This is a genomic window from Microbispora oryzae, assembly GCF_017896165.1.
In the GTDB taxonomy this organism is placed as follows: Bacteria; Actinomycetota; Actinomycetes; order Streptosporangiales; family Streptosporangiaceae; genus Microbispora; species Microbispora oryzae.
The window spans coordinates 427301-446709 of record NZ_JAFCNB010000002.1 but is presented as its reverse complement, the minus strand read 5'-3'; the positions used below and the strand labels follow the sequence as shown (position 1 = coordinate 446709).

Sequence of the window (19409 nt, the reverse complement as noted above, 5' to 3'; positions counted from 1 at the left end):
GTGCCCGCGAACGCTCTTGCCGTGTGCATCTGACTGACCAGGGGAAACGCTAACGCCGTGCTTACGCCCCAAGCGGCACGGTGGTCTTGGCCCAACAATGACCAGATGTCCTCGCATGGGTTCCGGCCGGACGGGTAACGGGGGAGAAGTCCGTAGGGGGATGAGATGATCTCGACTGACGAGCAGCGACAAGTGTGGTTCGAGCGTGAGGTCGTGCCGGTTTCCAACCAGCTCTACGCGTCGGCGATGCGCCTCACTCGCAACCCCGCCGACGCCGAGGACCTTGTCCAGGAGACCGTCGCGAAGGCGTACACGTCCTACCACCAGTTCCGCGAGGGCACGAACCTGAAGGCGTGGCTCCACCGGATCCTGACGAACAACTTCATCAACGACTACCGCAAGAAGCAGCGGTCGCCGAAGCTGTCGGCCGCGGAGGACATCGAGGACTGGCAGCTCGCCGCCGCCGAGTCCCACACGTCGACCGGTCTGCGGTCGGCGGAGAACGAGGCGCTCGACCGGCTTCCCGACAGCGTCGTGATGGACGCGCTCCGGGCCCTCCCCGAGGAGTTCCGGGTCGCGGTCTTCCTGGCGGATGTCGAGGGGTTCGCCTACAAGGAGATCGCCGACCGCATGGGAACGCCCATCGGCACCGTCATGTCCCGGCTGCACCGCGGCCGGCGGCAGCTGCGCGCCATGCTCGCCGACTACGCCCGCGAGGAGGGCGTCGTACGGGAGACCGAGCCCTGCGCCGCCTGATCACGCCCGACCACACCTGATCACCTTCCACCCCGGCCCCAGGACCCGGCGGCCGCCATCCTCCCGGCGGCCGCCGGCGCCCGCTCAGGATCCGGCGATGAGCGCGATGGCCCCCAGCGCGAACCCCACTCCGGTTATCTGCATCGGGCTCAGCCGTTCGCCCAGCACGTACCTGGCCAGCAGCAGCGTGCTCGCGGGGTAGAGCGAGACCAGCACGGCGACGAGCGTCAGCATGCCGCGCTGCGCGGCGAGCAGGTAGAGGACGTTGGCCGCCATGTCGAGCAGGCCCGCGGCCAGGGTGACCGGCATGCTCCCCGGCGTGGGCCGCAGCGTGCGGCCGGTCGCCAGGGCGAGCGAGGCGACCAGCAGGATCGAGGCGAACCGGGCGGCGAACAGGGACCAGCCACCCGACTCGGCCGGGGCCAGCTTGAGCAGGATGAAGAACCCGCCGAATCCGGCTCCGGAGGCGAGCGCCCCGAGCAGGGGGCCGAGCCTGGGGCCGGCCTTGGCGCCGTTCGGCGACCGGCTGACCAGCACCACCGCGAGCAGTCCGAGCACCACGCCGGCGAGGGCCCCCACCGAGGGTCGTTCGCCGCTGACCAGGCCGTAGATCACCGGTACGGCCATGGCGGTCGTCGCCGTGGTCGGCGCGATGACCGACATCATCCCGGCGGCCAGGCCCCGGTAGAACAGCACGATGGCGACGGCGCCGGTCACCCCGGCCGCCGCGCCCCACAGCAGCGCCCGGGGGTCGGGGGAGCCGCCCAGCACGGGGATGAGCAGGGAGATCAGTAACAGCCCGCCGACCTGCGACAGGGTGACCACGGCCAGCACCCGGGAGCGGCGGGTGGCCACTCCGCCGAGGAAGTCGGCCGTCCCGAAGATCACCGCGCACGCCGCCGCCAGCGCCACCGCTGTCACGAGAGCCCCCAAGGAAAAGCGAAGTTCAACAGATTGTAATAGTAGATCAGTACACTGAACTCGTGCCGGATCCTGCGATGATCAACGCGGCGATCGCCGCGAACGTCCGGGGGCAGCGGGCCCACCGCGGCATGACCCTCGACGAGCTGGCGGCCCGATCGAGCGTGAGCCGGGGAATGCTGGTCCAGATCGAGCAGGGCCGCACCAACCCGAGCGTCAACACGCTCACCCGGATCGCGGACGCCCTCGGTGTGACGGTCGCGCGGCTCGTCGAGGTGGCGGACACGCCGGTGGTCCGGGTCGTCGACGCCGCCGAGGTCGTGACGTTCGCGCATCCGGGGTCGGGCTCGGCCCGGCTGCTCGTGGGCACGGACGCGCCGGCGATCCTGGAGCTGTGGGACTGGCGGCTCGGCCCGGGTGAGCACCACGACGGCGACGCCCACCCCGCCGGCACCCGGGAGATGCTCACCGTCCTCGACGGCGAGCTCACCCTCACCGTGTACGGCCACAGTCACACGATCGGCGTCGGCGGAGCCGTCGTCTTCAGCGCCGACCGGCCGCACAGGTACGCCAACGACGGCGCCGCGCCCCTGCGGTTCGTGATGGTGGTCACCGAGCCGGCCGAGCCGCCGGACGACTGACCGCCGATCGCCAGGCCGTATCGCCAGGCTGTATCGCTCGGCTGTGTCGCTCGGCCGAGCATCACTTGGCCGCGTATCGCTGCGCGGTGACCCTCGGTGGCTTCATGATTACCTCATGCAGTGGCGGGTCCCGGCCCAAGGCCGGGTACATACCTCTTTGCGCGCGACCCCTCCGCGGCGGGCGGTGGCCGGTGAGTGAGTCACGGACCGCCGTCGAGACGCTGCGCGCGGAGCTCGCCGTCCTCGGCGTCCACGAGGCGTACGAGATCGGCGACGATGTCACCCTTTCGGTCTGGATCGGCCTCGTCGTGAGCTTCCGGGAGGGCCTTTACCGTTGGCGCGAGGGTGCCGTCAAATGCCGTCACCTGGGTACTGATCCCGGTGGATGCGCCATCAGGGTGGCCCGCCGGCACGCGGAACTCAAGGCCGACGTACCGCCCTGGTGGGACGAGCTGGCCAGGGTTCTGCGGGGGGAAGCGGCCGAGGAGTATCCGTAGGTGGCGATCCCCCGCCTGCTCCGGGGGGTCGCATGCGGATCGGGTCGGTTCTGCTGGCACTGCTGGTGCTCGCGGGATGCGGGCAGGTGAGGGCGTCCGACCCGGACGCCGCGGCGCAGGCGCCCATGCCCGAGGCCATGCGGCAGGCCCGCGCCGCGCGGTTCGACCCGGGCGTCCTCCGGCTGCGCCTCGTGGGGGCGCAGCCCGGCTGGCCGGGGCCGCGCCTGCCGGTCGCGCCGCCGCCGCGCCGGATCGACTGCACGCACGCCCGCTGCGTGGCGCTCACCTTCGACGACGGGCCGGGCGAGAACACGGGCCGGCTGCTCGACATCCTGGCCGCGCATCACGCGCGGGCGACGTTCTTCCTGCTCGGGCAGATGGTCACGAAGGAGACCCAGGGGTTCGTCCGGCGGATGGTCGCGGAGGGACACGAGGTCGGCAACCACTCGTGGGACCACGCGTCGCTGACGGGCCTGTCCGGTGAGGCGCTCGCCCGTGAGCTGGAACGGACGCAGGCCGTCGTGCGGCAGGTCGCCGGTGTGCGGATGCGCCTGATGCGCCCGCCGTACGGCGCCACCGATCACAAGGTGGAGGAGGCCACCCGGCGGGAGGGGCTCTCCCAGATCATGTGGGCGCTGGACACGCTCGACTGGCGCGACCGGAACGCCGGGATCGTGGCCGGCCGCTGCGGAGCCGCCAAGCCGGGGGACATCGTCCTGATGCACGACATCCACCCGACGACCGTCGAGGCCGTGCCGCGGCTGCTCGACGAGCTCGACCGGAAGGGATACACCTACGTGACCGTCTCAGAACTGCTCGGCAGCCCCGTCCCCGGCAAGCAGTACTTCAACCGGTGAAGGGGTACGACGTCGAGGGCCCTGCGCTCGACCTGGGGGCCCTCGTCCGGGACGACACGGCCGACCCGCATGAGGAGATCAAGATCCCGCTGCGGATGATGAACCGGCACGGCCTGGTGGCGGGCGCGACCGGGACCGGGAAGACCCGGACGCTGCAGTTGCTCGCGGAGCAGCTGTCCGCCCAGGGGGTGCCGGTCTTCCTCGCCGACATGAAGGGCGACCTGTCCGGCCTGGCCTCGCCGGGAACGCCCTCGGAACGGGTGACCCGGCGGGCCGCCGAGGTGGGCCAGGAGTGGGCGCCCGTCTCCTGCCCCACCGAGTTCTTCTCCCTGGGCGGGGTCGGTGAGGGAGTGCCGCTCCGCGCCACCATGAGCGCCTTCGGCCCGACACTCCTGTCGCGGGTCCTCGGCCTGAACGAGACGCAGGAGTCGTCCCTCGGGCTGATCTTCTACTTCGCCGACCGGAACGGCCTGCCGCTGCTCGACCTCAAGGACCTGGTCGCGGTGATCCGCTACCTGATCGACACGCCGGAGGCCCTCAGCGGCATCGGCGGGCTGTCGTCCGCGACGGCCGGGGTGATCCTCCGGGCGCTGGTGAACTTCCAGGCGCAGGGCGCGGAGGCGTTCTTCGGCGAGCCCGAGTTCGACGTGCACGACCTGCTGCGGACCACGCCGGACGGGCGGGGTGTGGTCTCCATCCTGGAGCTGCCGGGCGTCCAGGACCGCCCGCAGCTCTTCTCCACCTTCCTGATGTGGCTGCTCGCCGACCTCTTCGAGGTGCTGCCGGAGGTGGGCGACCCGGACCGGCCCGCGCTGGTGTTCTTCTTCGACGAGGCGCACCTGCTGTTCGAGGACGCCTCCCGGGCGTTCCTCAAGGCGATCGTGCAGACCGTGCGGCTGATCCGCTCGAAGGGCGTCGGGGTCTTCTTCGTCACCCAGACGCCCAAGGACCTGCCGGCCGACGTGCTCGCCCAGCTCGGCGCGCGGGTGCAGCACGCCCTGCGCGCCTTCACGCCTCAGGACGCCAAGGCCCTGAAGGCCACCGTCTCGACGTTTCCCAGCTCCGGCTACGACCTGGAACGGCTGCTGACGGAGCTGGGCATCGGCGACGCCGTCGTGACGGTCCTGTCCGAGTCGGGGGCGCCGACGCCGGTCGCCTGGACGAGGCTGCGGGCACCGGGGACGCTCATGACGCCGTCCGGCGCCGCGGTGATCCAGGGGGTGATGGCGGCCTCGTCGCTCCCCGCCAAGTACGGCAGGGCCATCGACCGCGAGTCGGCCTACGAGATCCTCGCCGCCCGTCTGGCCCAGCAGGAGCCCGCCGCCCCGGAGCGGCCCGAACCGTCGCGGCGGCCTGCCGGGAAGCGGGCGGAGGAGCGGCCGGCCGAGCGGGGCCGCCGGGAGCCCGAGTCCGTGATCGAAGGCGTGCTCGGCTCGAAGGAGTTCCGGTCGTTCGCCCGGTCGGCCGCCTCCGCCCTGGGGCGGGAGATCACCCGGTCGATCTTCGGCACCGCGCGGCGCAGGCGGGGCTGAGAGCGGGCACCGGGGGATGGGTCAGCCCGCGAGGTGGATGATCCCGCACCCGACCCGGCGGCCGGCGTCGCCGGTCTTCAGCGTCGCGACGTCGGGGCCGCTCGTGCCGGTCGCGTCCTTGGGGTGGCGGTAGCGGCTGGGGATGTTGGCGAAGTTGTCCGGCCCGGCGTGCACGATCACGGCGCTGCCGTCGGCGTCGGCCAGCCTGGCCGCCGTGAACCGGTCGGTGCGGAAACCGGCGGAGGCCACGCCGTCGCGGGCGGCCAGCAGCGACGGGAGATTGCCCGAGGCGTCCGCGCCGTGACCGGCGTCCAGATGCCCGCCCGCGCTGCTGAACGGGGAGCCGGTGGCCGGGTCGGTCGAGGCGGCGTCGCACACGCCTGCGGAATGGATGTGGAAGCCGTGGAAGCCCGGCGTCAGCCCCCGCACCCGTACGGTGACCCACGACGACGCGGCGGTGTCGCGGTCGATCTGGAACCAGCCGATCGCCCTTCCCTTGGCGTCCTTGATCGTGGCGCTGGCCAGGACCGGCCGTTCCTGCCCCTGCGGCGACGTCCGCGCGCCGCTCGGATTTCCGGTCAGAGCCTGCGTTCCGGGCAGGGCCGAGACGCAGGTCCAGATCCCCAGGGCGAGATTGGCGGCCAGGACGGCGTGACTCTTGCGAAGCATGGGACGGGCTCCTCCGTAGGCGCTGATGCCTGCCACAGGAGAGCACATCGCGCCCCGCGCGGGTGGGCCGGTCGACGCTGTCCGGGCCGGCCCTTTACCTCGTGTTGCCTGATCTCCCCGGCTCTTCCGATCAGCACGCCGCCGGGACGGCCTCGACGGTGTCCTCCCAGTCGATGCTGTGCAGGTGAACGGGGGCGAACATCTGCTCCGGCGTCGGCATGGCGGGCCGGTCTGCGGCCTGACCGGCTTTGGCGCGGTTCGTCGCCGCGGCCGCTCCGCCGATCGCCTCCACCCGCGAGCGGCGTAGCCCTTCGTACGCCTCGAACGCCGCCGGGATCGGCAGATCGCGCAGGCAGCGGGCGAGCTCGATCGCGCTCTCGACCGCCAGGGACGCGCCCTGCCCCGAGCTGGACGAGGGAGCGTGGACGGCGTCGCCGACCAGGACCATGCGGCCGCGGTGCCAGCGCGGCACGGACGGCATGCGCTCCATCGGGCCCACGGCCATCAGATCCCCGGGGTCCGTGTGGGCCAGCAGCGTCTCGCCCGGCACGTGCCCCGCGTAGAGGTCGCGCAGGCGGGCCAGCCACTCGGCGGCGGGGACGCGGGCGACCTCGGCCGCCGTGAGCGGCTCGGTGCGGGGAAGGCTCGCGAACCAGCAGACGCGGTCGTCCGGCAGCCGCCAGAAACCGATGAAGGTGCGGCCGAAGGCGAAGTGCATGGCGCCCGGCTCCACCGCCACGTCGCAACGGCTGTAGCCGCCGAAACTGAGGACCCCGCCGTACTCCGGCCCCGGAGCGGCCGGGTCGATGAGGCCGCGGACCGTGGAGCGGATGCCGTCCGCGCCGATCAGCACGTCGGCGGTGGCGGTGGTCCCGTCGGAGAAGGTCGCGGTGACACCGTCCGGGGTCTCGTCGGCGGACACCAGGCGCCTGCCGTACTCGATCCGCACCCCCGCGGCCGTCGCGTGGTCGGCCAGCGCCCGGAACAGGTCCGAGCGGGGCATCGCGAGGGTGGGCGGCAGCCCGGGGAAGCCACCGAACTCCGCCAGCCGGTTTCCGGCGCCGTCGGCCATCACGACCCGCGGAACCTGCTGGCCGATGCCGATCACGGCCTCGTCCGCGCCGACGATCCGCAGCGCCGCCAGACCGTTGGGCGCCAGGCTGAGCATCGCCCCGACGCCGTCGGCGGCGGCCGGATGCGCCTCGTGGACGGTCGCCCGGATGCCCGCCTTCGCCAGGGCCAGAGCGGTGACCGGCCCGGCCACACCGCCGCCGATCACCAGTGCGGTCCTCACCATGCTCATGCTCACTCCTCAGCTCGCTTCCGATAGAGCGATAGTCACATTGAAACTAGTTGCATGTCAACTAGTCCGGATGTGGTTAGTATCGGAGGCATGAGCACTTCCGTACGCAGCTCGCCTCTCGCCCTGACCGTGCTCGCGCTGCTGCACGACCGGCCCCTCCATCCGTACGCCGTGCAGCGATTGATCAAGCAGTGGGGCAAGGACCAGGTCGTCAACGTGAGCCAGCGCGCCGGTCTCTACCGGACCATCGATCGCCTGCACGCAGAGGGGCTGATCGCGGTGCGGGAGACCAGCCGCGATCCCGCCTATCCGGAGCGCACGGTGTACGAACTCACGGCAGAGGGGCGGGAGGTGGCCCGGGAGTGGATGGACCAGATGCTGGGCACCCCCAAGCAGGAGTTCCCGCAGTTCCCCGCCGCTCTGTCGTACCTGTTGATGATCACACCGGAGGAGGCGCTGCGGGCGCTGGAACGGCGGGCCGGGCACCTGGCGGAGGCGCGGGCCGGGATCGAGGCGAATCTCGCCGGCCAGCCGGAGGAGTTCCCGCGGGTGGCGGGTATCGAGAGCGAATACCTCCTCGCCGTCACGGTGGCGGAGGAGCAGTGGATCAAGTCGATCGTCGACGACCTGCGCGCGGGGCGGCTGACCTGGGCCGCCCCGGCGGAGCGGCGCTGACGGGGGAGCCGGCGGGTGGCGGAACGCCGGAAACGACGGAGCCCCCGGCGATCGGCCGGGGGCTCCTGACGGGTTCGGTCAGTTGGCGCGCTTGGCGCGGGCGGCGGCGCGGCCGCGGCTGGCGCCGTCGAGCACGACCTTGCGCAGGCGCACGGTCTCCGGAGTGATCTCCACGCACTCGTCGTCGCGGATGAACTCCAGCGCCTGCTCCAGGGACAGCACCCGCGGCGGGATCAGCTTCTCCGTCTCCTCGCTGGTGGAGGAGCGCATGTTGGTGAGCTTCTTCTCCTTCGTGATGTTCACGTCCATGTCGTCGGAGCGGGAGTTCTCCCCGACGATCATGCCCTCGTACACCTCGGTGGTGGGGGAGACGAACATGGTGCCGCGCTCCTGCAGGTTGAGCATGGCGAACGCGGTGACCGCGCCGGCCCGGTCGGCCACCAGGGAGCCGTTGTTGCGGGTGCGCAGGTCGCCGAACCACGGCTCATACGTCTCGAAGACGTGGTGCACCAGGCCGGTGCCGCGCGTCTCGGTGAGGAACTCGGTGCGGAAGCCGATCAGGCCGCGCGACGGCACCAGGAACTCCATCCGGATCCAGCCGGTGCCGTGGTTGGTCATGTGCTCCATGCGGCCCTTGCGGACGGCCAGGAGCTGGGTCACCGCGCCGAGGTACTCCTCGGGGCAGTCGACGGTGAGCCGCTCGACCGGCTCGTGGACCTTGCCGTCGACGATCTTGGTGACCACCTTGGGCTTGCCGACCGTCAGCTCGTAGCCCTCGCGGCGCATCTGCTCGACCAGGATGGCCAGCGCCAGCTCGCCGCGGCCCTGGACCTCCCAGGCGTCCGGGGTCTCCGTCGGCAGCACGCGCAGTGACACGTTGCCGACGAGCTCCTTCTCGAGCCGGTCCTTGACCAGGCGCGCGGTGACCTTGGCGCCCTTGACCTTGCCGACCAGCGGGCTGGTGTTGGTGCCGATCGTCATGGAGATGGCCGGCTCGTCCACCGTGATCAGCGGCAGCGGGCGCGGGTCCTCGGGGTCGGCCAGCGTCTCGCCGATCATGATGTCGGGGATGCCGGCGATCGCGATGATGTCGCCGGGGCCCGCCTCCTCGGCCGGCTTGCGCTCCAGGGCCTCCGTCATCAGCAACTCGGAGATCTTCACCCGCTGCACGGTGCCGTCCGTACGGCACCAGGCGACCTGCTGGCCCTTCTTGATCGTGCCCTGGTGGACCCGGCACAGGGCGATGCGGCCCAGGTAGCTGGAGGCGTCGAGGTTGGTCACGTGCGCCTGCAGCGGGGCGGACGGGTCGTAGACCGGCGCGGAGATCGTCTTCTTGATCGTCTCAAACAGCGGTTCGAGGTCGTCGGAGTCGGGCATGCCGCCGTCCGCCGGGCGGTTCAGGGAGGCCCGGCCCGCCTTGGCCGAGGCGTACACGATGGGGAAGTCGATCTGCTCCTCGGTCGCGTCGAGGTCGATGAACAGCTCGTAGACCTCGTCGACGACCTCGGAGATGCGGGCGTCGGGACGGTCGACCTTGTTGATGCACAAGATCACCGGCATCTTGGCCGACAGCGCCTTGCGCAGGACGAAGCGGGTCTGGGGGAGCGGGCCCTCGGAGGCGTCCACCAGCAGGACGACACCGTCGACCATGGACAGCCCGCGCTCGACCTCGCCGCCGAAGTCGGCGTGGCCGGGGGTGTCGATGATGTTCAGCGTCATGCCACCATGCCGTACGGCGGTGTTCTTCGCGAGGATGGTGATGCCCTTCTCGCGCTCCAGGTCGTTGGAGTCCATGACGCGCTCATCGACGTCCTGGTTGGCGCGGAAGGCCCCGGACTGCCACAGCATGGCGTCCACCAGGGTGGTCTTGCCGTGGTCGACGTGCGCGATGATCGCGATGTTCCGCAGGTCGTCGCGGCTGTTGAGAGGCATAGTGAGGCTCGTTCCGGATCGTCGGGGTGTCGTCCGCGTCCCGGGACTGAAAGCGAGACGCCAGCTGCCGTGTCCACACGGCCTTACCATTTTAGGCGATCCCCGTCGCCGCCACGCGCCGCCCGGTCGCCTGCGGTGCGACCGCGGGTAGGAAAAGGTCACAGGGAATGCCGCAGGAAACGCCGCGTCGTGGGAAAAGGGTCGACCTCGGGAGGGGTGAGCGTGCGGGGGCCGAACGCTCGGGCGAACAGGGCCGGGGGCAAGGTGGGGGACAAAGTGGGGGAAAGGTCCGGGGACGCGGGTCTGGCTCCCTCGTTCGCCGCGATGCTGCGGACGTCCGACGGCGTCCGGATCGACGCCGCGCACACCCCCAACAGCTCGCTTGATCTCGGGATCGTGGTGGCGCACGGCTTCACCGGCTCCTGGCGCGACCGCCACTCCCGGCGCATCGTGCACGTGCTGTCCGGATTCGGGGGCGTGGTGTCGTTCGACTTCCGGGGGCACGGCCGTTCCTCCGGCCGGACCACAGTGGGCGACCTCGAGGTGCTCGACGTCGACGCTGCGGTGAAGCACGCCCGGTCGGTCGGCTACCGGCGGATCGTCACGGTCGGCTTCTCGCTGGGCGCCGCGGTGGTCGTCCGGCACGCCGCCCTGTATCGGGGCGTGGACGCCGTGGTGTCCGTGAGCGGTCCCGCCCGCTGGTACTACCGGGGGACCAAGCCCATGCGGCAGGTCCACTGGGCGATCGAGCGCTGGCACGGCCGGCTGGCCGCCCGCGTCGTCAAGGGCACCAGGATCGCCAGCGGGACGTGGGATCCGGTGCCGCTCCCGCCGTACCGCGCCGCGGCCCTGATCACGCCGGTCCCGCTGCTGGTCGTCCACGGCGACGCCGACCCCTTCTTCCCCCTCGAACACGCCCGTCAGCTGTACGACAACGCGGCGGAGCCCAAGGAGCTGTGGATCGAGCCGGGGTACGGCCACGCCGAGACGGCGGCGACTCCCGAACTGATACGGAAAATTGGTCGGTGGATTCGCGAACCGAATCCCGATATCGGTCGTCTATGAGGGATGTGCGGCTCTGCCGTACCGCCGATGGAGGGGATCGGCGCACACCCGGCGGGTGTGGCCCAGCGTCGCGGGGGCGCGCTGGGCGGGCCCGGTCCGGCACGGCGGGAGTCGTGCCGGACCGGGGGCTCCATCTGGATCGGCGCTCCTGGATCGGCCCAGCGGATCACCCCAGCCGGGCGATCGACTTGCACTCCAGGTAGGCCTCCAGGCCCTCGGGCCCCAGCTCCCGGCCGAAGCCGCTCGACTTGACGCCGCCGAACGGCGTGTTCGGGTCCATCGTGTTCATCATGTTGACGCCGTAGGTCCCGGTGCGGACGCGCCGGGCGATCTCGACGCCGTGGTCCGGGTCGGCCGTCCAGACCGAGCCCGACAGGCCGTAGTCGCTGTCGTTCGCGATGCGGATCGCGTCGGCCTCGTCCACGTACGGGATCACGGTCAGGACCGGCCCGAAGATCTCCTCGCGGGCGATCCGCATGTCGTTGGTCGCGTCCGCGAAGACGGTCGGCGCGACGTACCAGCCCCGGCCGAACGGCCGGTCGAGCCCGCCCACCACCGCCTTGGCGCCCTCGTCGATCCCCGCGCGGACGTATCCCTCGACCCGGTCGCGCTGCCGCGCTGCGACCAGCGGGCCGATGCCGGTGGCCGGGTCGGCCGGGTCGCCGACCCGCTGGCCGCGCACCATCTCGGCGACGGCCTCGACCACCTCGTCGTACCGGCTCCGGGAGGCGAGGATCCGCGTCTGGGCCACGCAGGCCTGCCCGTTGTTCATCAGCGTGGCCAGGGACAGGAAGCCCATGGCCGAAGGCAGGTCGCAGTCGTCGAGGACGATCGCGGCGGACTTGCCGCCCAGCTCAAGCGTGCACCGCTTGAGCCGCTCGCCGCAGATCGCCCCGATGCGGCGCCCGGCGGCGGTGGAGCCGGTGAAGGCGACCTTGTCGACGCCGGGGTGGGAGACCAGGTGTTCACCGGCCTCGCGGCCCGCCGCCACGATGTTGACCACGCCCGCGGGAATCCCCGCCTCCTCGATCATCTCCGCGAGCAGGTAGGAGTCGAGCGGCGTCTCGGGGGCGGGCTTGATCACCACTGTGCATCCGGCGACGAGCGCCGGGGCGAGTTTGGTCATGATGACGAACTGCGGGACGTTCCACGGCACGATCGCGGCGACCACCCCGACCGGCTCCCGCCGGACGATCACCGGGCCGAACATGCCGGGCCGCTCCTCCTCGACCGGGAACGTCGCGCCGAGCCCGGCGTAGTAGCGCAACATGCCGAGGGGCTGCGGAGCCTGGGCGAGCTGGGAGAACGTGATCGGCGAACCCATCTCCATCGTGATCGTCTCAGCGATCTCGCCCTGGCGGGCCTCGTAGAGGCCGGCGAGCCGCGCCACGACCGCGGCCCGCTCGGCCATGCTCATCCGGGGCCACGGCCCCCGGTCGAACGCCTCCCGGGCGGCGGCGACCGCGCGGTCCATGTCGGCGGCCGTGCCCTCCGGCACGCGGGCCACGACCTCCTCGGTGTGCGGGGAGATCACCTCGATGGTGCCGGTGCCGGCGGGAGCCACCCACCCGCCCGCGATGAACAGCCTGTCGCGATGCGGCATCCGCCTGCCTTCCGATCGGGCGCGGCCCCGGTGTGGGACCTCCGCGCACAGTGCGACAGAATCATGTTCTGCCGACATCGGCAAGGACCCCGTACGGCTCCCGCCCGCCGGGAGACGGGAGCCGTACGGGCCCGGCTCAGGGCCGCGTCGGCCCGAGCAGGTGGGTCATCGACCGTTTGACCAGGTCGGTGCGCATGGCCTGGGTGGTCGCGCCCTCGGTGCCGAAGCCGAAGTAGACCGTGTCCTTCGTGGTGACCGCGGCCCCGTCGTCGAGCGACTGGTCGCTGCGCGCCCAGTCGTTGAGCGCGGCGTCCGTGCCGGGCGGCGGTCCCGCGACCGTCCACCCGCCGAGGTCGTCCTCGAACGACGTGTCCGCGAGGGTCGCGCCGTCGGCGGTCACCTTCGTGTCGTCGAGCCACACGCCGAGGCCCTGTGTGCCCCAGTCGCTGATGTAGGAGACGGACACCTCGACCTGCTTGCCGGCGTAGGGCGTCAGGTCGATCGACCACTGCTGCCACCCCTTGGACGAGCCGCTCGCCGCGTTCCAGGCGCCCGTCGTTCCGGTGGGAGTGCAGGAGGTGGCCCCGTCGTACGTCTGGTAGTGGGCGGTGAACGGGTGCAGGTCGACCAGGCCGCTGGCGCAGCTGTCACCCGGCTCCTGCGAGGTGTGGCCGTTCGTGTCGGGCAGCGTGGTCCAGTCGTCCTGGCCCACCGTGTGCGCCTCGACCGTCAGGAAGTCCCAGCCGGGCTCGGTGTCGTAGGACGTCCAGAAGGAGAGCGAACCCGAGGTGTGGCCGGTCAGGTCGATCGTCCGGGTGAGGCGCTTGTAGGAGGCGTCCGCCTGGCCGCTCTGCACCGACCACGAGCCGGTGTGGGAGCTGAACGGGGCGCCCCCGCCGTACTGCCACTTGAGCGGCGCCGCACTGGCGAACTGCGGGAACCGGTCGGGCGGCAGGACCGAGGAGGTGGTGACGAAGGCGGAGGTGTGGTCCTGGTTGTCCGCCGAGTCGCCGCCGTTCAGGGTGCCCTGGAAACCGGCGAACGCGCCGCTCACGCCGGTGAGGGGGAGGGTGGCGCCGTCGTCGTTCTGCCCGCCGCCGTCCACGAACGTGTACGCGCCCAGGTAGTACTGCGCGAAGTCGTTGCTGAGGGCGAGGCACGGCGGCTTGCTGAGCGTGGTGCACTCGGGCTGGCTCGGATAGTCGGGCTCATACCAGTACGCGCCGTTGACGTTCTGCGCGTAGAGGGCGTACTTCCCGGTGGCCAGGAGCTTGCCACCCTCGTTGAGGTAGTCGCGGAAGGCGAGTTCGAGCGACTCGGCCAGGTTGGCCGCGGTGCCGGGCGGCTGGTTCGCGGCCCGGGGGATGACGTCGTCGCCGGTCTCCCAGACGACCGCCTTGTAGTGGCTCAGCACGCCGAGGGGGTCGGGGGCCTGGCGGCCGTGCGCGTCCACGTCGTACACGTCGGAGGAGTAACCGGCGGCCGACAGCGCCGCGGCGTAGGAGGCGGCGTACTTCGCCTGGGTCACGCCCTGGGCCGGGCTGGCGCCGGTCACGTCCTCGGCGGCGACGATCAGCACCTTGCCGCCGATGTCGCTCGCCACCTTGTAGGTGAACTCCTCGCTCTTCTTGGTGAGCGAGGTGAACCAGACCTTGACGCTGTCGCCGGGCTTGGCCCCGCGCACCGTGCCCCGCAGCTTGTGGAAGTAGGTGTCGTAGCCGTCGCCGTAACGCTCGCCGCCCTTCCACTCGGTGGTGAGCGCCGTCTTCGCCCTGCCGCCGTTGATCTGGTAGCGCAGCGCCACCGGCCCCAGCTTGCGCTGGGCGTTCACCTGGACCACCTGGTCGGTGCCGTAGCTGGTGTCGAAGTCGTCGACCACGAAGTCGGGCACCGTGTTGCCGAGGTGGCTGACCGGCTCGGTGAAGTCGCGCGCCGACTTGAGCACGTCGAGGGCGAACGGCAGCTGCTTCTCGAACTCCGCCTGCACCTGCGCCTCGTCGTCGGGGAAGACGAACCCGCAGCCCTCACAGCCCTCGTCGAGCTCCGGCGTCCAGGCCAGCGTGCCGTACGCGAAGTGCGCGTGGTCGGTCATCTCGCCGTTCGTCGTGTAGAGCTCTGCGCCGACGCCGGGGTCGAAACCGGGCACGGCCGGCTTCTCGTCGGTGCCGGTCAGCGCGAGGTAGATGGGGTCGTCGGCGGTGGTGGTCTCCACCTGCCAGCCCTCGGGGTAGAGCAGGAGCGGGCCGTACGAGTGGTAGTTGACCTGCGCCTTGGGGCGAAGCCGCCGCAGCAGGCCGTCCATCGCCTTCGTCTCGGGCTCCGAGGAGGGGGCGGTGCCGCGGTAGGTCTCGCTGCTCAGGACGCTGGAGGAGCCCTCCTCGTCGTAGCCCCACTTGGTGGCGAGGTTACGGTTGAGGTCGACGCCGTCGACGCCGGTGATCTTCCCGTCGCGGTCGTTGTCGCGCAGGTTCTTGCGCCACAGGCGGTTGCCCTCGGTGAAGGTGAAGTCGTACCCGTCGGGGTTGGCCACGGGGAGGAACCACACCTCGGTGGTGTCGAGCAGCCGGGAGACGTCCCGGGTGCCCTTGTTGGCGACGAGATACTTCAGCAGCCGCATGTCCACCTCGGTGGCGATCCACTCGCGGGCGTGCTGGGTCCCCGAGTAGAGCACCGAGGGCTTCGCGCCGTCCGGCAGGAGACGGGCCAGCTTCGTGAGCTTGAGCGCGAGGATGTCCTTGCCCTGCACGGTCTTACCGATGGACTCGACCTTGGCGATGTCCTTGTTGGCGTCGGCGATGCTCTTGAGCTGGTCGGCGATGCCGCCCTTCTCCGAGTAGGACCGCCAGACGGTGTAGCCGGCCGTGGCCTGCGCCCGGGCGGCCTGGAGCTGTGTCTGGCCCTGCCCGTTGCGGACGGGTTCCGGCCGGTAGCCGAGGCGCTGGAGCTTCTTGAGCTCGGCGGGCGTGGCGGTCAGCTCGACGTGTTCCTTGCCGCTCTGCGGGCGTTGCTGGACGACGTCGAATCCCTTCTGCGCCAGCGATCCGCCGGTGCCGGGCTCGCCGTCGACCTGGTAGAGCTCGACGCGGTCCGGTGGGGGGAGGGGGTCGCCCGGGGCGGCCTGCGCGCCGGTGGCCGGCACCAGCAGCGCGGCCGCCATGGCACCGGCGGCCAGGACGGGGACGATCACTCGTCGGGACATCGGTAACCCTTCGTGGGGGGTGATGATCTCCCCGAATCTCGCTCGCGTCTTCGTTGTGTGCAAGTGAGTAGAGATGTCGGCTACATCTCGAATGGGTCACGGAGCCTTGCGGGATCTCTGTGACTTCGCGCGATAAAACGCGCCGTTAGCCCGCTTTGATACACGAGTTTGTCCTGTTCCGGTAGCAAGCAAGAAGATCGCCTTCTATAGTTTCGGTCCGAATCCGAGTGGAGGTCGCGTGCGGACGGGACACGGGATCCGGGCGGCGGTCATGGCCGCCGCGCTCCTCGGCGTGCTCGGTGTCCAGGGAGACCTGGCCGGCGTCCACGCCGAGCCCGACCAGCAGGCCAAGCTCCGCAACCTCACCAAGCAGGCCGCCGAGCTGTCCAAGGCGTACCGCGGGGACATCATCAGCCTGGAGGACGCCCAACGGGCGGCGGACAAGGCGTCCAAGCTGGTCGGGAAGCTGAAGGTCGACCTGCGCAAGGCCGAGGGCCAGGTCGCCGCGTTCGCCCAGACGGCCTACATGGGCATGGGCTTCGACACCTCGGACCTCATGGGCATGGCGAGCGACCCCTCGACGCTGTCCACGTTCGCCTACCTGTCCAGCTCCAAGTTGGAGCGTGTCAACGGCGTGCGGACCCTCCTCGACCGGCAGCGGAAGGCGGCGAAGACCGCCGACGTCCAGATCGACAAGCTGCAGAAGCAGATCAAGGAGCTCAAGGACAAGCAGCGCGACGTCGAGAAACTGATGGCCAGGTACGGGTTCCAGGCGCCCGACGCGGGATCGGGCCTGACCGCGCGGATGGTCACGGTGCGCAACACCATCATGCAGAACTTCCCGATGCCGTTCGGGGTCGGCTGCCTGCGCGCGGGCGATCCCGGAGAGCACGGCAAGGGCCGGGCCTGCGACTTCATGATGAGCGGCGGCGGCCGGATGCCCGACGCGACCGCCAAGGAGCGCGGCGACGCCCTCGCCGCGTGGTGCATCGCCCACGCCAGGCAGTACGGGATCATGTACATCATCTGGCAGCAGCGCTTCTACGACATGCGCACCGGCGCGGGCTGGCGCACGATGTCCGACCGCGGCGGCATCACCGCCAACCACTACGACCACGTGCACGTGTCGGTGCTCTGACCCTCGGCGGTAGCTGGTCGGCTCGTCCTTCCAAGCTGTGGGCAGCGCCCGGCGGGCCGGCGATCGGTAGGGTGGGCTTATGAGCGCGCAGCCGGTTCATGATCCTCGATACGACCCGCGGGGGATTCTCCAGGCACTGCCTGAGAAGTGGCGTCCGGTCTTCCTCGCTCAATATCACGAGGCATGGGAAGCGGCGCGCGAACCCGGTGAGTATCACCGTCTTCCCGAGCTTCTCAACCTGTGGTGGCTGAACTCGATCGCGTTCGCCGACCCCGCCTACGACCAACGTGCTGAGGACGCGGCCCGGGGCGTCGGTGAATTCGTCGCTCTGGACGAAGCCGTCCCCGACTGGCAGGAACGTCTTGCCCGGGTCCGACGCACGTCTCGGCCTGATCCACTTTCACGTCAACGAAGAAGCTCAGCTGATCTCGATCTACGAGGTGGTGTGGGCTGACTGAACCTCCGCACCAATGCGGCGTGTGTTGTTGTGGAGCGGACGACGTTCGTGAGTGAGGGTTTTCAGGTGCGGCCGGCGATCCGGTCGCGCAGCCAGTGGTACGACGCCTTGGGCGTGCGCTCCTGGGTCGCGAAGTCGACGTGGACCAGGCCGAACCGCTGGTTGTAGCCCTCCGCCCACTCGAAGTTGTCGAGCAGCGACCAGACGAAGTAGCCCCGCACGTCGACGCCCTCGGCCCGTTCCATCGCCGCGATGTGCCCGTCGAGATAGGCGATCCGCTCCCGGTCGTCGAGCTCCTCGTAGGAGCAGCCGTTCTCGGTGACGTAGACGGGCGGGAGCGCCTCGCCGTACCGGGCTCTGAGGGACTCCAGCAGCTCCCGCAGCCCGTCCGGGACGACCGGCCAGCCGAACGCCGTGGTGGGGTAGCCGGTGATCCCGGCGTCCCGGAACGGGAGTCCCTCATCGTCGGGCCGGGCGATCCGAGTGGGGTTGTAGTAGTTGATCCCCAGGCCGTCGAGCGGCTGGGCGATCGTCTCCAGGTCGCCGGGCTGGACGAACGCCGGTTCCCCGATGCCGTACGCCGACAGGTCCGGGTAGCGGCCGAGCAGAACGGGGTCGTTGAACAGCCGGTTGTGCAGCGTGTCGTACGCGTCGGCCGCGGCGACGTCCTCCGGTGCGGCGGACGCCGGCCAGACCGGGGTGCAGTTGTTGGTGATCAGCACCTGCTCGGCACCGTTCGCCCGCAGGGCCCGCGCGGCCAGGCCATGGCCGAGCAGCTGGTGGTGGGCGACCGGCAGAGCGTCGAGGAAGAGCGCCCGGCCCGGCGCGTGCGTCCCCAGGGCATAGCCGTAGACCATGTGGACGAACGGCTCGTTGAGGGTGATCCACATCCGGACCCGGTCGGACAGCCGCCGTGCCACCACCGCCGCGTAGTCGGCGAAGCGTGCGGCCGTGTCGCGGTCGAGCCAGCCGCCCCCGTCTTCCAGCGCCTGCGGCAGGTCCCAGTGGAAGAGCGTCGGCACGGGGACGATCCCCTCCGCGCAGAGCACGTCCACGAGCCGGTCGTAGAAGTCGAGTCCCGCCTGGTTGACCGCGCCCGTCCCGGCCGGCAGGACGCGCGGCCAGGCGATCGAGAACCGGTACGCGTTGAGCCCGGCGCCCTTGACCAGCGCGATGTCCTCCCGCCAGCGGTGGTAATGGTCGCAGGCCACGTCTCCGGTGTGGCCGTCCCTGACCCGGCCGGGCGTGTGGCAGAAGGTGTCCCAGATCGAGGGGCCCCTGCCGTCTTCGCCGACGGCGCCCTCGATCTGATAGGACGCGGTGGCCGTACCCCAGAGGAACATGTCGAGCCCTTCCGGCACTGTGAGGGGCCCTCATGTTAGTCGCGTGCCGGTCCGCTGTGGAGGCCTGCCCGATTAGGGTGGGAAAACCGACGCTGGGGAGCGTGTGTTGTTGTGGAGCGGACGACGTACGTGAGTGAGGGGACGCTGCGACGCAGGCCGGCTCAGCGCCGCAGCCAGGAGCGGGTCGAGCGGATGCTGGACGAGTCGGCCCGGCTGCTCGACGAGGTGGGCTACGAGGGGCTGACCACCAAGGAGGTGGCCCGGAGGGCGGGCGTGCCCATCGGGACCTTCTACCAGTTCTTCACCGACAAACAGGCGCTGGTCCGGGCGCTCGCCCTGCGGAACCTGGAGGCGTTCCTGGACGTGATGTCGGACCGGCTGACCACCGAGTCGCTGCCGGACTGGACCGCCGCCGTCGATCTCGGCATCGACGAGTTCGTCAGGATGAAGCGGAGCAGGCCGGGCTTCGGAGTGGTCGACTTCGGCGAGGTGCTGGCCGGGCCGGGAGGCCCGGCCCTGCCCGGCACACAGCGGGTGCTCGACGAGGCGCTGGAGAACAACGTCGTGGTGGCCGACCGGCTGCGCGCGCTCACGGTCGAGATGCTCGGCGTGCCGCCCGACGACGGCCTCGCCCGCGCCTTCCTGGTCGCGGTCGAGGCCGCCGACGCCGTGCTCAAGCTCGCCTTCCGCGCCCACCCCGAGGGCGACCCCGGCCTCGTGGCCGAGTGCAAGAGCCTGGTCCGCCGCTACCTGTCGGCGTACCTGAGCTGAGGCGGCGTACCTGAGGCGTATCCGGGGCGAGGCGGGGCACCCGGATCGAG

General features: G+C 70.9%; 17 protein-coding genes. 10 read left to right on the top strand and 7 right to left on the bottom strand.

Annotated features, from left to right (window positions below; translation table 11 throughout):
* Window positions 1-165 precede the first annotated feature (165 nt).
* Window positions 166-756, top strand: a complete 591-nt coding sequence (locus JOL79_RS05535; protein WP_210154544.1) for a sigma-70 family RNA polymerase sigma factor — start codon at window positions 166-168, stop codon at window positions 754-756.
* Between the two features lie 84 nt (window positions 757-840).
* On the opposite strand, the gene JOL79_RS05530 is transcribed toward JOL79_RS05535, so the two are convergent.
* Window positions 841-1677, bottom strand: coding sequence for an EamA family transporter (locus JOL79_RS05530; RefSeq protein WP_210154543.1), 837 nt, complete (start codon window positions 1675-1677; stop codon window positions 841-843).
* A 62-nt stretch (window positions 1678-1739) separates the two neighbouring features.
* On the opposite strand from JOL79_RS05530, the gene JOL79_RS05525 reads away from it, so the two are divergent.
* The 4 genes from JOL79_RS05525 (at window position 1740) to JOL79_RS05510 (ending at window position 5204) form a co-directional block, all read left to right on the top strand.
* A complete protein-coding gene (locus tag JOL79_RS05525) occupies window positions 1740-2318 on the top strand; it encodes a helix-turn-helix domain-containing protein (RefSeq protein ID WP_210154542.1) in 579 nt (192 codons plus the stop codon).
* 191 nt (window positions 2319-2509) lie between these two features.
* Complete coding sequence (locus tag JOL79_RS05520) at window positions 2510-2815, top strand: hypothetical protein (protein WP_210154541.1); 306 nt, start codon at window positions 2510-2512, stop codon at window positions 2813-2815.
* Window positions 2816-2847: 32 nt separating this feature from the next.
* On the top strand, window positions 2848-3672 hold the full coding sequence (locus JOL79_RS05515) for a polysaccharide deacetylase family protein (RefSeq protein WP_210154540.1): 825 nt from the start codon (window positions 2848-2850) through the stop codon (window positions 3670-3672).
* On the top strand, window positions 3669-5204 hold the full coding sequence (locus tag JOL79_RS05510; RefSeq protein ID WP_210154539.1) for a helicase HerA-like domain-containing protein: 1536 nt from the start codon (window positions 3669-3671) through the stop codon (window positions 5202-5204). Before JOL79_RS05515 ends, JOL79_RS05510 begins: the two co-directional genes overlap by 4 nt.
* Before the next feature lie 21 nt (window positions 5205-5225).
* Here JOL79_RS05510 and JOL79_RS05505 read toward each other — a convergent pair whose 3' ends face one another.
* Together JOL79_RS05505 and JOL79_RS05500 are read right to left on the bottom strand one after the other, a co-directional pair.
* Window positions 5226-5873: a superoxide dismutase family protein gene (locus JOL79_RS05505; protein ID WP_210154538.1), complete on the bottom strand. Its 648-nt coding sequence runs from the start codon at window positions 5871-5873 to the stop codon at window positions 5226-5228.
* Between the two features lie 130 nt (window positions 5874-6003).
* The gene (locus JOL79_RS05500; RefSeq protein WP_210154537.1) at window positions 6004-7176 is read right to left on the bottom strand and encodes an FAD-dependent monooxygenase; all 1173 of its coding nucleotides are present in this window, start codon (window positions 7174-7176) and stop codon (window positions 6004-6006) included.
* Between the two features lie 90 nt (window positions 7177-7266).
* Between JOL79_RS05500 and JOL79_RS05495 the strand changes: the two genes are divergently transcribed.
* Window positions 7267-7851 carry a PadR family transcriptional regulator gene (locus JOL79_RS05495; RefSeq protein WP_230984240.1) on the top strand — a complete coding sequence of 195 codons (585 nt, stop codon included), beginning with the start codon at window positions 7267-7269 and terminating at the stop codon, window positions 7849-7851.
* Window positions 7852-7929: 78 nt separating this feature from the next.
* Here the strand turns inward: JOL79_RS05495 and typA are convergent, their stop codons facing one another.
* The gene (typA, locus tag JOL79_RS05490) at window positions 7930-9783 is read right to left on the bottom strand and encodes a translational GTPase TypA (protein ID WP_210154536.1); all 1854 of its coding nucleotides are present in this window, start codon (window positions 9781-9783) and stop codon (window positions 7930-7932) included.
* A gap of 324 nt (window positions 9784-10107) precedes the next feature.
* Here typA and JOL79_RS05485 point away from each other — a divergent pair, with 324 nt between their 5' ends.
* Window positions 10108-10848: an alpha/beta hydrolase gene (locus JOL79_RS05485; RefSeq protein WP_210154741.1), complete on the top strand. Its 741-nt coding sequence runs from the start codon at window positions 10108-10110 to the stop codon at window positions 10846-10848.
* A gap of 166 nt (window positions 10849-11014) precedes the next feature.
* Here the strand turns inward: JOL79_RS05485 and JOL79_RS05480 are convergent, their stop codons facing one another.
* On the bottom strand, window positions 11015-12451 hold the full coding sequence (locus JOL79_RS05480; protein ID WP_210154535.1) for an aldehyde dehydrogenase: 1437 nt from the start codon (window positions 12449-12451) through the stop codon (window positions 11015-11017).
* 136 nt (window positions 12452-12587) lie between these two features.
* A complete protein-coding gene (locus JOL79_RS05475) occupies window positions 12588-15650 on the bottom strand; it encodes a M14 family metallopeptidase (protein WP_230984239.1) in 3063 nt (1020 codons plus the stop codon).
* Window positions 15651-15888: 238 nt separating this feature from the next.
* Here JOL79_RS05475 and JOL79_RS05470 point away from each other — a divergent pair, with 238 nt between their 5' ends.
* Both JOL79_RS05470 and JOL79_RS05465 read left to right on the top strand, forming a co-directional pair.
* Window positions 15889-16788: a coiled-coil domain-containing protein gene (locus JOL79_RS05470; RefSeq protein ID WP_210154534.1), complete on the top strand. Its 900-nt coding sequence runs from the start codon at window positions 15889-15891 to the stop codon at window positions 16786-16788.
* Window positions 16789-16867: 79 nt separating this feature from the next.
* A complete protein-coding gene (locus tag JOL79_RS05465; RefSeq protein WP_210154533.1) occupies window positions 16868-17242 on the top strand; it encodes a DUF6247 family protein in 375 nt (124 codons plus the stop codon).
* 65 nt (window positions 17243-17307) lie between these two features.
* Here the strand turns inward: JOL79_RS05465 and JOL79_RS05460 are convergent, their stop codons facing one another.
* Window positions 17308-18588, bottom strand: a complete 1281-nt coding sequence (locus JOL79_RS05460) for a GH1 family beta-glucosidase (protein WP_210154739.1) — start codon at window positions 18586-18588, stop codon at window positions 17308-17310.
* A gap of 111 nt (window positions 18589-18699) precedes the next feature.
* Between JOL79_RS05460 and JOL79_RS05455 the strand changes: the two genes are divergently transcribed.
* Entirely contained in the window at window positions 18700-19359 is a 660-nt protein-coding gene (locus JOL79_RS05455) for a TetR/AcrR family transcriptional regulator (RefSeq protein ID WP_307848333.1), read from the top strand.
* The last annotated feature ends 50 nt before the right edge of the window (window positions 19360-19409 follow it).

Excerpts from the sequence above, each read along its gene's own strand:
- JOL79_RS05500 (WP_210154537.1), bottom strand. The coding sequence starts at position 7,176 with ATGAGCATGGTGAGGACCGCACTGGTGATCGGCGGCGGTGTGGCCGGG.
- JOL79_RS05485 (WP_210154741.1), top strand. The coding sequence starts at position 10,108 with ATGCTGCGGACGTCCGACGGCGTCCGGATCGACGCCGCGCACACCCCC.
- JOL79_RS05465 (WP_210154533.1), top strand. The coding sequence starts at position 16,868 with ATGAGCGCGCAGCCGGTTCATGATCCTCGATACGACCCGCGGGGGATT.
- JOL79_RS05475 (WP_230984239.1), bottom strand. The coding sequence starts at position 15,650 with ATGTCCCGACGAGTGATCGTCCCCGTCCTGGCCGCCGGTGCCATGGCG.
- typA (WP_210154536.1), bottom strand. The coding sequence starts at position 9,783 with ATGCCTCTCAACAGCCGCGACGACCTGCGGAACATCGCGATCATCGCG.
- JOL79_RS05505 (WP_210154538.1), bottom strand. The coding sequence starts at position 5,873 with ATGCTTCGCAAGAGTCACGCCGTCCTGGCCGCCAATCTCGCCCTGGGG.
- JOL79_RS05495 (WP_230984240.1), top strand. The coding sequence starts at position 7,267 with ATGAGCACTTCCGTACGCAGCTCGCCTCTCGCCCTGACCGTGCTCGCG.
- JOL79_RS05480 (WP_210154535.1), bottom strand. The coding sequence starts at position 12,451 with ATGCCGCATCGCGACAGGCTGTTCATCGCGGGCGGGTGGGTGGCTCCC.
- JOL79_RS05460 (WP_210154739.1), bottom strand. The coding sequence starts at position 18,588 with ATGTTCCTCTGGGGTACGGCCACCGCGTCCTATCAGATCGAGGGCGCC.
- JOL79_RS05535 (WP_210154544.1), top strand. The coding sequence starts at position 166 with ATGATCTCGACTGACGAGCAGCGACAAGTGTGGTTCGAGCGTGAGGTC.
- JOL79_RS05515 (WP_210154540.1), top strand. The coding sequence starts at position 2,848 with ATGCGGATCGGGTCGGTTCTGCTGGCACTGCTGGTGCTCGCGGGATGC.